This window comes from Agromyces sp. NPDC056965, from assembly GCF_042673425.1.
Taxonomy (GTDB): Bacteria; Actinomycetota; Actinomycetes; order Actinomycetales; family Microbacteriaceae; genus Agromyces.
The window spans coordinates 1-12414 of the sequence record NZ_JBHURI010000103.1; the positions used below are offsets into that span (position 1 = coordinate 1).

A 12414-nucleotide genomic window follows, 5' to 3' on the forward strand; every position below is an offset into this window, starting at 1 on the left:
ATTCCGAGGACCGGCGCGCACGATCAGGTCCTCGGAATCGCCGATCTCCTCGGAGACGTCGCCGCGTCGGGGCACCGCACCGACGTGAAGCCGTTGCTCAGAAGAATTCGTCGGGCGTGCCTGCGGCGCGCTCGACGTCGCGAGTGTCCTGCGCGCCCGCCTTGAGCTTCGCGACCGCGACGCGCAGCCCCGATTCCATCTGGGCCGCCCAGGCGTCGGACTCACGGGCGGTCTGCTCGGCGGCACGGGCACGCGCCTCGCTCGCCTCGGCGGCGTCGCGCGCGTCCTTCACCTGCCGGAGTGCGAGCGAGATGCCGTAGTACGCCGCGACCATGGTCGCGATCGGCGCTGCGATGATCGCGAGCGCACTGATCGCCGCCCCGGTGGGGCTGAATGCGATCAGCAGCGCGAACGCGAGGAAGAGCGCGACGATGGCGGCGAGCACGACGAGCATGAAGCGCAGGTCACTGCTCCATTTGCGCCGCTCAGCCGGGTCCTTCGGTGCGGGCGCCGACGACGGCTCGTCATCAGGCGCCGGCGCGAAGTTCGGCATGGCCGCGGTCATGGCCGTCTCGTCGTTGGTCGGACGTGTGTACGCGTCGGACATTCGTGCTCCGCTCCCCTAGGCATTCGGATCAACCCCCCAATTGTGGGCCGGGTCCGGCGACGGGTCAAGGCGCCGCGCGGCGCGCACGGGATGCCGGTCGGAACGAGGGTCAGGCGGCTTCCGCCTCGGCGAGCCCGGCCTCGATCGCCGCGATCACGGCCGGATCGTCGGGCTGCGTCGTCGGGCGGAAACGCTGCACCGCACCACCGGGCTGCACCAGGAACTTCTCGAAGTTCCACTTCACCCGGCCGGCCTTGCCGTTGCCGTCGGCGACCGAGGTGAGTTCGGCGTACAGCGGATGCCGGTGGCGACCGTTGACCTTGACCTTCTCCATGAGCGGGAAGCTCACGCCGTAGGTCATCGAGCAGAACTCCTTGATGTCGTCGCCCGAGCCGGGCTCCTGCCCGGCGAACTGGTTGCACGGGAACCCGAGCACGGTGAACCCGCGGTCGCCGTACTCGCGCTGCAGCGCCTCGAGCTTCTCGTACTGGGGCGTGAGGCCGCATTTCGACGCGACGTTGACGATCATCACGACCTGATCGGCGTACTCGGCGAGGGAGGTCGGTTCGCCGTCGATGGTCGTGAGGGAGATGTCTCGGATGTCCACGATCCGAGCCTATGTCGAGCGCGGCATCCGATGGCGCTTTCACATGGAATGCGAAGTCACGGTTTCGCGTCGCCTCGAAGCGCGGCAGACTCGTTCCGTGAGCATCACCGACGACGACCTGGCTTTCCTCGAGCGCGCCGTCGCTCTCGCGCGTGAGGCCGCTGCCGACGGCGACGGCGCGTTCGGATCGGTGCTCGTCGACGCATCCGGTGTCGAACGCTTCGCCGACCGCAACCGCGAGACGACCCTCGGCGACGAGACGCGGCATCCCGAGTTCGAGATCGCCCGTTGGGCCGCGACGAACCTGACGCCGGCCGAACGTGCCGACGCCACCGTGTACACCTCCGGCGAGCACTGCCCCATGTGCTCCGCGGCGCATGCATGGGTGGGGCTCGGACGCATCGTCTACGCGGCGTCGGCGGCGCAGATCGTCCGGTGGCGCGCCGAGGTCGGCATGGCGGCCTCGCCGGTCGCCGCGCTCCCGATCACCGCCGTCGCGCCCGGCCTCGTCGTCGACGGTCCGGTCGATCGGTTCGCCGACGAACTCCGGTCGCTGATCGTCGGCGCGGCGTCGGCCTCCTGATTCCAGCGCCGCAGGGTTGCGAGTGGCGGCCGGTGTCGGCGCTGCGCGATACGGTCGAACGGCACGGCCCGGGGCCGTGAGGTGACGAGCGGTGTGCGCACGTCGAGTACCCGCATCGGGTGACGATGCACGCCCACTGAAAGGACCGTCCCACCGCGAATGCTGGGCGTCAACCATGCCACCAGCGGCGCAGCCGCCTGGATCGCCGTCACCGGGGCCATGCCGTACCTCACGAGCGGCGCGTACCCCCTCGACCCCGTCGGCGTCGTCGCTGGCTCCTTCATCTGCGCCGGAGCGGCGCTGCTGCCCGACGCAGACCATCACAGTGCCACCATCGCGCACTCGGTGCCCATCTTCGGACGTCTCACCGCAGGCGCGATCGGGTCGATCGCCGGCGGCCACCGATACGGAGCCCATTCGCTGATCGCCGCGGTCGCCGTCGGCCTCAGTGCGTGGGTGCTGACGCTCCTGACGCTGACGACCGACCGGCTCGGCACCTTCTCCGTCGGCATGATGGTCGGTTCGGCGGCGCTGATGTGCTTCGCCGTGAAGGCGCGCGACATGGTGAACTCGTGGCTGACCGCGTGGGCGCTCGGTGCACTGTTCGGGCTGCTGCTCGTGCTGCTCGCACCCGAGAGCGTCCACTGGTTCCCGCTCGCCGTCGTCGTCGGCTTCGTCGCGCATCTCGCCGGCGACTTCCTCACCACGGGCGGGCTGCCCGGACTGCTCTGGCCGATCATGCCGCGCCCGCCGAAGTTCATGAGGAGGGCGCCGATCATCAGCCGCGTCTGGCGGCCGAGCGGCCATGTCGCCCTGCCCGTGCTCGGCGACACCGGTTCGGTGCGAGAGGTCGCCCTGGGCACGGTCCTCGCGCTCTACGTGTTCGTCGGAGTCGGTCACGAAACGCTTCGCTGGTTCGGAATCGACCTGCTCGGCCTCTTCTGAGCGACGTCGCGGCCTGTGGGCGGGCAGTCGGATGCCGCTTTGGTCGTATCTTCCGCCGGCGGCCCGTCGCCTCGTTGGTCGACGTCATCGCATGCCGTTACCGTTGGGCGAGGTGCAGAGGAGGCCGCGCGTGATCGAGACGACACGACCCGACGACCTGCGGACGATCGCCGACGAGATCCTCGAGGAGCTCCGCAGCCGACTCCTCGCTCGGGGAAGCTCACTCGCGAACGAACGCTCGGTCGACGGCGGCCTCGAGTTCCAGGTGCGTGCGATCGTCGCCGAGACGCTCGCCGCAGTCGAGGGCGAGGTCGATCACCCCGCCGTCTCGGTGGAGTACCACGACGACCAGCCCGATCTCAGCTCGCATGGGCGGCGCTCCGCTGCGATGGAGATGGATCCCGCCGAGCCGCTGATGGCTGCGGAGGTGCTGTTCGCGATCGCCCTGCCGGCGATCGTCGCGCGCATGAGCGCCGAGCGCCCCGGCCGCGAACTCGAGATCGCCGGCGCCCTGCACCACGCGATCTGGCGTCGATTCCCGCCCGGGGCGATCGCGTACGTCGAAGTGCTCCGCGCACGATTGCAGCAATCGCAGTACGAGACCCGGCAGCGCATCTCCCGGGAGCTCCACGACCGCATCGCCCATGGCATCGCCGCCGGCCTCCAGCGTCTCGAGATCGCGAGTTCCACGAGGGCGGATGGATCGGTGACCGCGGCCATGCGGATCCTGCGCGTCGCCCTCTCCGACACTCAGGACCTCGCACTCGACCTGCGCTCGCTCGTCGGCGACCGCCCGCTGCTCGACGCGATCGACGAGTACGCGTATGCGACGGGCGGCAACGGTGCGCTTCCCGTGCACGCATCTGAAACCGGGGCGCCGCGCCCGCTGACCGTCCTCGCGAAAGAGGAGCTCTTCACGATCGTGATGGAGGCGACACGGAACGCCCGAGCCCACTCGGCGAACGCGACCGCGGTCTCGGTGCACCTCGCCTGGTCCTCCACGAAGGTGGACCTCACCGTGACCGACGACGGTGACGGCTACGACGGCGACAACCTGCACGACACGTCGCTCGGCCTCCGCGGCATCGCCGAGCGGGCCGCGCTGCTCGGCGCCTCGATCGAGTTCCTGCGTCGGGCCGGAGCAACGGGCCTGAAGCTCTCGCTCCCCTTCGTCGCGTCGCGCCACGCATGAGCATCGAGACGACGATCCGGATCGTCATCGCCGATGACCACGACCTCTTCCGCGACGGCATGCGGGCGATGCTCGGGGCCGCCACGGGCATCACCGTCGTCGGCGAGGCATCCGACGGCGACGCGGCACTGGCCACGACCATCGCGATGGGCCCCGACGTGCTCCTGCTCGATGTGGAGATGCCGGGGGTGCCGGTGCTGTCGACGATCACCCGGGTACTGGCCGAATCGCCGCGCACCCGCATCGTCATCGTCACGATGCACCGTGACCGGGTGCTCGCCGGCCACCTCCTCGCCGCAGGGGCGAGCGGCTTCGTCTCGAAGTCGGCGACCTCGGCCGAGCTGGTGCAGGCCGTTCGTCACGCCGCAGGCGGCATCGCCGAACGGGTCGGCACTCCCCCGGCGCGAACGGTGCTCTCGGTGCTCTCGCATCGGGAGCGGGAGGTGCTGAAGCTGATCGGCGACGGACTCTCCAACCAGATGATCGGCCAACGGCTCTCCATCTCGATCGGAACGGTGAAGCGGCACAACACGCACATCTTCGCGAAGCTCGGCGCGAGTTCCCGCACGGATGCGGTGCGGCGCGCCTGGACGCTCGGCGAGTTCGCGGATCCCCGGTCGTGACCATCGGCTCGCGATGATCGCAGCCCGCCGATCGGGCGAGCCTCGAGCGGGAACCGGCGGCGAGGCTGCGCCGCCCGAATGTCACCTTCGTGGCATACCGATCACGCGGCCATCGGGCGACGCTGGAAACAGCCGATCGCGAGTCACGCGCCCGGCATCGAGAACGTCAGGGCTGGCCCTGACTCTTCTTCAGCCTCGGTGACGTGAGATGGGACACATGGACGCACCTCCCCGGTCGAGCAGCATGATCGACGCGACGCCGCGGCTGAGCCGCGTGCAGAGCGGCATCCTGTGGCTCGTCATCGTGGTGGGGTCGTTCGGTGGACTGCTCATCGCGGCGAATGCCGCATTCGCGTCGCTTCCGGCGGATGACCGCATGGTGTACTCGTACCGACCGTCCGATCTCGATGCCGAGGTTCGACAGCTGCCCATCGTCAGCCGAATCCCGGAGTCGGCACGCGACATCCGGATCATCTGGAATCCCGAGACGGGTGCCGCTGCGGCAGCATGGAACGGCCCCGCGGATGCCGCGCCGCCCGAGGGGTGCGTGGCCGTTGCGGATCCGGTGCCCCCGGCCGTCGCCGAGCCCGTCGTCCGGCTCGGGTCGGAGCCATCCGAGGGTCTCGACTGCGGCGACATCGTCTTCGCCGGGCACAGCGGCGGCACCTACGCCTGGACCGTCGTCCCCTGACCTCGTGCGGCTCCGTCCGGGGAGCCGTGTGCTACATCGACGATGCCGAGTCGGTGTCGCGGGCGCGGCGGCGCGATGCCGTCTCGCCCGGGTCCTGCGCAGGGATCGACCCGGTCACGACCGCATCGACGTTCATCGACCCGTCGACGGGTCCGACGATCGGAATCGGCGTGGTCGGCGTCGGGGCCAGCGGTTCGACCCGCATGCGTCCGAGACGCCGGTGCTCGATGACGTAGGCGGGTACGAGCAGCGCGATCGCGCCGAGCCACGCGAGCGGGTTGCTCCACACGACGCCGACGAACCCGAACGCCGACCCGAGCACGATCGCCGCGCCGACTCGCATGACGAGCTCGACCACCCCGGTCACGGTCGGTGCGACCGTGCGCCCGAGCCCCTGCAGCACCCCGCGCAGCACGAACAGCACGCCAAGCGCCGAGTACGTGAAGCCGTCGACGACGAGCATGTACGCCGCGGCATCCACGACCGCCTCCGAGCCGTCGCCGACGAACACCCGCACCAGCTGTTCGCTGAAGATGATGAGCGGGGCGCCGATGACGATGGCCGCACCGATCGACATCCAGGTCGCCTGCACCACACCCCGCCGGATGCGGTCGGGTCGTTGCCCGCCGAGATTCTGTGCGGCGAACATCGACGCCGCGAGGCCCAACGACGACAGGAGCGCGACGGCGATCGAGTCCACTCGGGATGCCGTCGTGTAGGCCGCCACCGCATCGGCGCCGAGCTCGTTCAGCGCCACCTGCACGGTGAGCGTGCCGATCGCGATGATCGAGGTCTGGAAGCCCATCGGCATGCCGAGCCGCAGGTGCTCGACGACCTCGGACCGAGAGACTCGCCAGTCGGCGCGGCGCACATGCAGCACGGGGATCCTGCGGCGGATGTACTCGAGGCACAGCACGACCGACACCGCCTGCGAGACGACCGTCGCGAGGGCTGCTCCGGCGACTCCCCAGTCGAGGGGGCCGACCATGAGCACCACGAGGCCGATGTTCAGCAGGCACGAGAGCGTCAGGAAGACGAGCGGCGTGCGCGAGTCGCCGATCGCGCGGATCACCGCGGACAGGTAGTTGAAGAACATGACCGCGAATGCCCCGAGGAAGCTGATCTGCGCGAACACCGTCGCCTCGTTCAGCAACTCCTCCGGGGTCTGCAGGAGCTGTAGGGCCGGACCGGCGATCAGCGGGGCCCCGATCGTGAGCACGACGCTCATGGCTCCGGTCAGGAGCGTGCCGGCTGCGACCGAACGGCGCACGGCGTCGAGGTCGCCGGAGCCGAACGCCTGAGCCGTGGGGATCGCGAAGCCCGAGGTGACACCCCAGGCGAATCCCAGCAGCAGGAACAGCAGGGACCCGGTCGCACCGACGGCTGCGAGCGAGTCGATGCCGAGCTGCCTGCCGACGACGATCGCGTCGACGACCTGGTAGAGCTGCTGCACCACGTTGCCGATGAGCAACGGGACCGAGAATATGAGGATGACCCGCCACGGGGCGCCGGTGGTCAGATTTCTTGCCATGCGATCTCAACGGGTCGAAGCGGAACGGGGTCGCAGATGTTTGCGCTGCCATCGAAGTATAGGGAATTCTACCGAGACGCTCGAACAGTTGCTCCACCGCCCGATGAACGGTCCATGCCGCGAGAGCCGGCAAAGCGATCACGGCCTGCCTGGCGATGCCCCTCCCGCAGGCGACCCGTCCGCGACCACCGGATGTCCCGGGCTGAGCAGCCGGCGCGTGCCGACGATCACGGCCACGATGAGCAGCGAGACCGCGGCCCAGATGATCAGGGTGTCCGCGGCGAACAGCCCCCAGCTCTCGTGGGTGGGCGGCGGATCCACGACCGACTTGCCGCCGACGTACTCGAGCGCGGCGGGCATGCTCTGCGGTGCGTAGCGGGTCAGATCCTGCGTCGTCCACGGGATCGGCCATCCGAAGCCGACGTGCGCGAGCTCCGCTGCGGTGTGCACCGTGCGAGGAACGTTCCGCAGCACGAGGGTCAGTCCGGCAGCGAGGGGCAGCATGCAGGCCAGCATCCAGAACCAGCTGCGTAGAGAATCAGCGTCGGCCGCGTGCGGGGACTGCTCATCCATCCGAGCCTCGCAGCGTGCTCGACAGCCGAACACCGCTCTCGATGAGCGCAAGTGCGCGGTCGTCGACCGTCCGACCGGGTGCGAAGAACACCGGCTTCCCGTCGACGCCCCGAAGCACGACCACGTCCCCACCACGTTCGGCTCCGGAGAGCGAACTCCACGGGAGCCGAGACGTTCCTCCCACGCTCTCGACCTCCACGCCATCCGCGTCGACGCCGATGCGGAACCGCGAGTCGAGCGGCATCCTCTGGTCGACCGCCTTCGACGCCGCACGCCGAAGGAGCACCACCACGATGACGAAGATCAGGGCCAGCGTCGTCACCACTCCGAACAGCACGAGCCCGGCCGGATCGCCTTGCACCAGGCCGAAGACCCCGACGGCGAGGGAGATGAGCAGGATGACCGCAGCGACCACGCGCAGACGACGAGAGAGCGCCGCATCGACGAGCGCCCGCCGCATCGCCTGCCGATCCGCCCGGGTCACGGTGATGCGCACCGTCCGTGCGGGCTCGGGCGTCGACTGCGCCTCGATCTCCTGGTCCCCATCGCGCACGCTCATGCCTCTCCACTCGACTTCGTCTTCCGGCCCGCAGAACGCTCCAGTGCCGTCGCAAGCCTGTCATCCGGGTGCGCGACGCCGAGCCCGGTCAGCACCGAGGTGACGATCGCCTGCTCGTACGCCTCGTCGATCGGTGGCATGCCCGGCAGTACCGCCCGGAAGAACATGGGCGAGTAGAGCTGATCGACGACGAACTGCGGATCGGACATCGGGCCGATCTCCCCGCGCGCCACCGCCCGTCCGAGTACCTCGAGCGCGGCGACGCGCTGCCGCTGGATGAACCGGGTCGAGAGCGACTCCGCCGTGACAGGATCTCGGAAGCTCGCATCCAGGATCAACGGCAGCAAGCCGGCGGCCAACGGGTCGTCGTACATCTCGCGTTGCGCGCGCACGATGACGAGCAGATCCCCCACGAGTGCGCCGGTGTCCTCGGTCGGATCGGTCGCGAAACGCCCGAGCACGATCTCGATGAAGAAGTGACCGAGCGAGGCGTAGCGACGGTAGAACGCATCACGCGTCGTGCCGGCGCGCGAGACGAGCGCGCGCACGCTGAAGTCGCGCACCGGGATCTCGGCGATCAGCTCCTCGAACGCCGCGGCCAGGCTCGCGTCGATCGCGGCGATCCGTGGCCGACCGGTGGCGCTTCCCGAAGCTTTCATTACGAGTCCAGTGTAAGCCCAGGAGTTCGCGTACGTTTCGAGGGTGCTAGCGCACCTGGTCGGTCGGACGCACCAGGATCTCGTTGATCGAGACGTGATCGGGCTGACCGAGCGCGTACACGATCGCCTCGGCGATGTCGTCGGCACGCAGCGTGCGCATCGACGAGGAGATCTCGGCCGCCGCGGCCTGCATCCGCGGGTCCGTGATGTGGCTCGTGAGCTCCGTGTCCACGAAGCCCGGCTGAATCACGATCACGCGGACACCACGGTTGGTGACCTCCTGACGCAGCGACTCCGAGAAGGCGCTGATTCCGAACTTCGTGGCGGCATAGACCCCGCTGCCGAGCGAGGCCGAACGCGCAGCGGTCGACGACACCTGCACGACCGCGCCCTTCGTCTCGAGGAGGTGCGGCAGGGCGGCGTGCACGGCGTACATCGAGCCGAGCAGGTTGGTGTCGACCATGCGCTGCCACTCGCGTACATCGGCGTCGAGGATCATTCCGCTCTGCATGAGCCCGGCATTGTTCACGAGCGCATCGAGTCGCCCGAACCGCTCGACGGTCTCGCCGACGGCGCGCGCCACCGATGCCGGATCGGTGACATCGAGCTGCAGGGCGATGGCCTCGCCCGGTGCGGCGTCGACGAGCGAGTCGAGCCGATCGACACGGCGCGCGCCGACGGCGACGCGCGCGCCTGCAGTCGACAACGCGAGCGCCGTCGCCCGGCCGATGCCAGAGGACGCCCCGGTGACGAGGACGACCTTCCTGTCGAGGCCGCGGCGCTCGGTGGGACCGTCGGGGACGTTCAACTCGCCGACCCCTCGAGCTCGACGTTCGGCCGCCCGCCCGCCGCGATCCACTCCTCGTACCGGGTGGGCATGATCGTCGCGTCGGGCCCGGGCAGCAGCTCGCGCTCCTCGAGGTCGGTGCCGAAGTACCGGGCGAGGGGGTCGACCCTCACGTCGCGCAGGTCGTTGCGGTCGCGCAGCTGCCGGCGCACGAGCTCTTCGAGCCGGAACTGCTCGGGCCCGGCGAACTCGACGACGCGATGCACCGGTGCCCCGTTCGCGATCGCCGCCACCGCCGCAGCGACGTCGTCGGCCGCCATCGGCTGGAACAGTGCCCGGGAGAGCCGCACGACGTTCTCGCTCGTGCCTGCGTCGGCGATGTTCGCGATGAACTCGAAGAATTGGGTGGCGTGCACGATCGAGTACGGCCGGCCCGACTGTCGAATGAGCCGCTCCTGCGCCGCCTTCGCGGCGAAATATCCGCCCTCGGAGCGAGCGAGTCGATCGGTGCCGACGACCGAGAGCGCGACGTGGTGGGGCACGCCCGCCGCGGCGCCGTAGGTGAGCAGGTTGAGCGTCGAGCCGTAGAAGAACTCGTTTGCGGCCGCCTCGTCGAGGTAGTCGGAGTTCGAGACGTCGATGAGCGCCTCCGCCCCGGCGAGGGCCTCCGCGAGCCCCTCGCCGGTGTAGGAGTTGACGCCCGTCGCGCGTGACGCGACGACGACGTCGTGGCCGTCGGCGACGAGCCGCGCCACGAGTCGTGTGCCGATGAGGCCGGTGCCGCCGATGACCGAGATGCGCATGGCGGGCTACTTCACCGGCGCCGACTGGGCGGCGAGCCAGTGGGAGAACGTCGTCGTCGACAGCTGGGCATCGGCGCTGAGGGGCACCAGCTCGGTGCCGGTCAGCTTCGTGCCGAAGTACGGCGCCTCCGCGTCGCCGATGACGGTGCGGGGGTCGCCCTTCGCGGCCATGCCGACGCGCACGAACTCGTCTTGGCCGAAGCGCTCGGGCCCGCCGATCTCGAGGGTGCCGTTGATCGGGTCGCCCGCGGCGACACGGGCGACGGCGGCCGAGACATCCGCTGCGGCGATCGGCTGCATGAGGCCGGTGCTGAGTCGCGCCACGCCGTCGACGGTCGCCTCGTCGGCGATGCGCCCGACGAACTCGAAGAACTGCGTCGCGCGCACGATCGAGTACGGCTGCCCCGACTCCTCGATGATCTTCTCCTGGGCGACCTTTGCGCGCAGGTATCCGCTGTTCGGCAGGAGCTCGGCGCCGACGATCGAGAGGGCCACGTGATGGGTCGCACCGGCCTCGCGCTCGGCACGGAGCAGGTTCGACGTGGAGGTGGTGAAGAACGCGAGCACGTCGTCGTCGGCGAACGACGGCGAGTTCGACACGTCGACGACGACGTCCGCTCCCACGAGCACCTCGGCGAGACCCTCGCCGGTGATGGTGTTCACGCCGGAGTTCGGCGAGGCCGGGATGGCTTCGTGGCCGTGTTCGATGAGGTGCTCGACCACCTTGGATCCGATGAGGCCGGTGCCTCCGATGACGACGATCTTCATGACTGGGTGCCTTCCGTCAGGGCCGCGGCGGGTGCCGCTGCCGTCATGAAGCTCAGACCGGGATCCCCGCCGATCTGTGACGAGATTTCAGAAATCCGGTTCTTCGGCCTCGGGCCGGCGCCGATTCCAACCAGCCAGTTTCAGCGGCGACGTGCAGAGCCAGAGGCTCACGATCACGGTCGTGCCGTCGAGACCGAGCACGCCGAGCACCTCGCCGGTCGGTCGCCGAAGCGCGAGGCCCGCCTGCCCGTTGACGTGCACCGCGAACCACGAGGCATCCGGATGCCGCGCCTCCTGGCTGTGGAGCTCACGGATGACGCTTCGCCGCCCGTGCCGTTCGCCGCCAGCCGCATCGCCCGAATCGACGATCAGGGATGCGTCGCGGTGCAGGGCACCCGCCAGCGCGAGCTCATCATCATGATCGAGCGCGACACGCAGGCGGGTGGCCAGGTCATACGGCGGCACGAGCGGTCACTGCCCCGAGCTTTCGGGGGTTCATCATCCAGAGGACCTGGTCGATGCCCTCCGCGCCGACGACGAGGGTGATCACGGCGAACGTGACGCCGTCCTTCGAGAGGATCACCGACGCCTGGCCGTTCGTGTCGGCCTCGGTGATGTCCACGCCGTTCCAGAAGTGCGTGTGGAAGGCGCGCACGAACTTCGCGACGCGCTGGCGGCCGACCACCGGGAACTTCGAGGCGCGTACGACACCACCGCCGTCGGAGTACGACACGACGTCTTCGGAGAGCAGGCGCTCCAATTGCATCAGGTCGCCGGTCTTCGCCGCCGTGAGGAACGCGGTGAGGAGTCGCCGCTGCTCCGACTGCGGCACATCCCGTCGGCGTTCACCGGTGAGGTGCTTCCGGGCGCGGGAGACGAGCTGCCGGGCCGCGGCCTCCGAGACCTGCACGATCTCGCAGATTTGGTCGTACGGGTACGCGAAGGCCTCGCGCAGCACGTAGGCGGCCCGCTCGGTCGGGGTGAGACGCTCGAGCATCACGAGGACGGCGAAGCCGAGTGCCTCGGCTCGCTCGGCGCCGAGGGTCGGGTCGGCGCTGGTGTCGACCGGCTCGGGCAACCAGGGGCCGATATAGGTCTCGCGCTGGCTCCGCGCCGACTGCAGCGCGTTGATCGCGAGGCGAGTCGTCGCGGTCGCGAGGAAGGCAGGCGGGTCATTCACGACGGTGCGATCGGTGCCCTGCCAGCGCAACCACGTCTCCTGGACGATGTCCTCCGCCTCGCCGGCGCTGCCCAGCATGCGGTAGGCGATGCCGAAGAGCCTCCCGCGCACGGTCTGGAAGGCGGCGAGCGCATCGTCGAGGTTCGCATCCATGCTCTGATCCTGTCAGTCGGTGAAGGGACGCCAGCCGTCCTTTTCCAACTGAGACCGGATGGTACGCGCGGTTGTGACACGTCCGGGAGGAAAAGTCGAGAATCCCTGAGCGCCGCCGTGGTGCCGCGGGTGCGCGAGACCGGCGGCCGGTCC

Annotated in this window: 16 protein-coding genes; 5 read left to right on the forward strand and 11 right to left on the reverse strand. The window is 69.5% G+C overall.

Going from position 1 to position 12414, the window contains the following annotated elements; all coding sequences use genetic code 11:
* Nucleotides 1–97: 97 nt before the first annotated feature.
* Together ACFTQE_RS18315 and ACFTQE_RS18320 are read right to left on the reverse strand one after the other, a co-directional pair.
* A complete protein-coding gene (locus ACFTQE_RS18315) occupies nt 98–565 on the reverse strand; it encodes a hypothetical protein (RefSeq protein ID WP_376926412.1) in 468 nt (155 codons plus the stop codon).
* 151 nt (nt 566–716) lie between these two features.
* Nucleotides 717–1214, reverse strand: a complete 498-nt coding sequence (locus ACFTQE_RS18320) for a glutathione peroxidase (protein ID WP_376926413.1) — start codon at nt 1212–1214, stop codon at nt 717–719.
* A gap of 97 nt (nt 1215–1311) precedes the next feature.
* On the opposite strand from ACFTQE_RS18320, the gene ACFTQE_RS18325 reads away from it, so the two are divergent.
* From ACFTQE_RS18325 to ACFTQE_RS18345, 5 genes are all read left to right on the forward strand, one after another.
* Nucleotides 1312–1797 carry a nucleoside deaminase gene (locus ACFTQE_RS18325; RefSeq protein ID WP_376926414.1) on the forward strand — a complete coding sequence of 162 codons (486 nt, stop codon included), beginning with the start codon at nt 1312–1314 and terminating at the stop codon, nt 1795–1797.
* A gap of 159 nt (nt 1798–1956) precedes the next feature.
* The gene (locus ACFTQE_RS18330; protein ID WP_376926415.1) at nt 1957–2742 is read left to right on the forward strand and encodes a metal-dependent hydrolase; all 786 of its coding nucleotides are present in this window, start codon (nt 1957–1959) and stop codon (nt 2740–2742) included.
* 130 nt (nt 2743–2872) lie between these two features.
* Entirely contained in the window at nt 2873–3934 is a 1062-nt protein-coding gene (locus tag ACFTQE_RS18335; RefSeq protein ID WP_376926416.1) for a sensor histidine kinase, read from the forward strand.
* The gene (locus ACFTQE_RS18340; RefSeq protein ID WP_376926417.1) at nt 3931–4557 is read left to right on the forward strand and encodes a response regulator; all 627 of its coding nucleotides are present in this window, start codon (nt 3931–3933) and stop codon (nt 4555–4557) included. The genes ACFTQE_RS18335 and ACFTQE_RS18340 overlap by 4 nt, the downstream gene beginning before the upstream one ends.
* A gap of 217 nt (nt 4558–4774) precedes the next feature.
* On the forward strand, nt 4775–5248 hold the full coding sequence (locus ACFTQE_RS18345; protein WP_376926418.1) for a hypothetical protein: 474 nt from the start codon (nt 4775–4777) through the stop codon (nt 5246–5248).
* Nucleotides 5249–5279: 31 nt separating this feature from the next.
* Here ACFTQE_RS18345 and ACFTQE_RS18350 read toward each other — a convergent pair whose 3' ends face one another.
* The 9 genes from ACFTQE_RS18350 to ACFTQE_RS18390 all read right to left on the reverse strand — a co-directional run bounded on the left by ACFTQE_RS18350 (nt 5280) and on the right by ACFTQE_RS18390 (nt 12261).
* Complete coding sequence (locus ACFTQE_RS18350; RefSeq protein ID WP_376926419.1) at nt 5280–6779, reverse strand: MATE family efflux transporter; 1500 nt, start codon at nt 6777–6779, stop codon at nt 5280–5282.
* 138 nt (nt 6780–6917) lie between these two features.
* Nucleotides 6918–7352 (reverse strand): hypothetical protein, encoded by a 435-nt coding sequence (locus ACFTQE_RS18355; RefSeq protein ID WP_376926420.1) that lies wholly within the window; start codon nt 7350–7352, stop codon nt 6918–6920.
* Nucleotides 7345–7911, reverse strand: a complete 567-nt coding sequence (locus ACFTQE_RS18360; RefSeq protein ID WP_376926421.1) for a PH domain-containing protein — start codon at nt 7909–7911, stop codon at nt 7345–7347. The genes ACFTQE_RS18355 and ACFTQE_RS18360 overlap by 8 nt, the downstream gene beginning before the upstream one ends.
* The gene (locus ACFTQE_RS18365) at nt 7908–8570 is read right to left on the reverse strand and encodes a TetR-like C-terminal domain-containing protein (protein ID WP_376926422.1); all 663 of its coding nucleotides are present in this window, start codon (nt 8568–8570) and stop codon (nt 7908–7910) included. The genes ACFTQE_RS18360 and ACFTQE_RS18365 overlap by 4 nt, the downstream gene beginning before the upstream one ends.
* Nucleotides 8571–8616: 46 nt before the next feature.
* Entirely contained in the window at nt 8617–9378 is a 762-nt protein-coding gene (locus tag ACFTQE_RS18370) for an SDR family oxidoreductase (protein WP_376926423.1), read from the reverse strand.
* On the reverse strand, nt 9375–10160 hold the full coding sequence (locus ACFTQE_RS18375) for an SDR family oxidoreductase (protein WP_376926424.1): 786 nt from the start codon (nt 10158–10160) through the stop codon (nt 9375–9377). Before ACFTQE_RS18375 ends, ACFTQE_RS18370 begins: the two co-directional genes overlap by 4 nt.
* A gap of 6 nt (nt 10161–10166) precedes the next feature.
* Nucleotides 10167–10928, reverse strand: a complete 762-nt coding sequence (locus ACFTQE_RS18380; RefSeq protein ID WP_376926425.1) for an SDR family oxidoreductase — start codon at nt 10926–10928, stop codon at nt 10167–10169.
* 87 nt (nt 10929–11015) lie between these two features.
* Nucleotides 11016–11393, reverse strand: coding sequence for a hypothetical protein (locus tag ACFTQE_RS18385; protein WP_376926426.1), 378 nt, complete (start codon nt 11391–11393; stop codon nt 11016–11018).
* Nucleotides 11380–12261: an RNA polymerase sigma-70 factor gene (locus ACFTQE_RS18390; protein ID WP_376926427.1), complete on the reverse strand. Its 882-nt coding sequence runs from the start codon at nt 12259–12261 to the stop codon at nt 11380–11382. Before ACFTQE_RS18390 ends, ACFTQE_RS18385 begins: the two co-directional genes overlap by 14 nt.
* Nucleotides 12262–12414 lie beyond the last annotated feature (153 nt).

Excerpts from the sequence above, each read along its gene's own strand:
- ACFTQE_RS18340 (WP_376926417.1), top strand. The coding sequence starts at position 3,931 with ATGAGCATCGAGACGACGATCCGGATCGTCATCGCCGATGACCACGAC.
- ACFTQE_RS18390 (WP_376926427.1), bottom strand. The coding sequence starts at position 12,261 with ATGGATGCGAACCTCGACGATGCGCTCGCCGCCTTCCAGACCGTGCGC.
- ACFTQE_RS18345 (WP_376926418.1), top strand. The coding sequence starts at position 4,775 with ATGGACGCACCTCCCCGGTCGAGCAGCATGATCGACGCGACGCCGCGG.
- ACFTQE_RS18365 (WP_376926422.1), bottom strand. The coding sequence starts at position 8,570 with ATGAAAGCTTCGGGAAGCGCCACCGGTCGGCCACGGATCGCCGCGATC.
- ACFTQE_RS18360 (WP_376926421.1), bottom strand. The coding sequence starts at position 7,911 with ATGAGCGTGCGCGATGGGGACCAGGAGATCGAGGCGCAGTCGACGCCC.
- ACFTQE_RS18330 (WP_376926415.1), top strand. The coding sequence starts at position 1,957 with ATGCTGGGCGTCAACCATGCCACCAGCGGCGCAGCCGCCTGGATCGCC.
- ACFTQE_RS18355 (WP_376926420.1), bottom strand. The coding sequence starts at position 7,352 with ATGGATGAGCAGTCCCCGCACGCGGCCGACGCTGATTCTCTACGCAGC.
- ACFTQE_RS18315 (WP_376926412.1), bottom strand. The coding sequence starts at position 565 with ATGACCGCGGCCATGCCGAACTTCGCGCCGGCGCCTGATGACGAGCCG.
- ACFTQE_RS18350 (WP_376926419.1), bottom strand. The coding sequence starts at position 6,779 with ATGGCAAGAAATCTGACCACCGGCGCCCCGTGGCGGGTCATCCTCATA.
- ACFTQE_RS18375 (WP_376926424.1), bottom strand. The coding sequence starts at position 10,160 with ATGCGCATCTCGGTCATCGGCGGCACCGGCCTCATCGGCACACGACTC.
- ACFTQE_RS18380 (WP_376926425.1), bottom strand. The coding sequence starts at position 10,928 with ATGAAGATCGTCGTCATCGGAGGCACCGGCCTCATCGGATCCAAGGTG.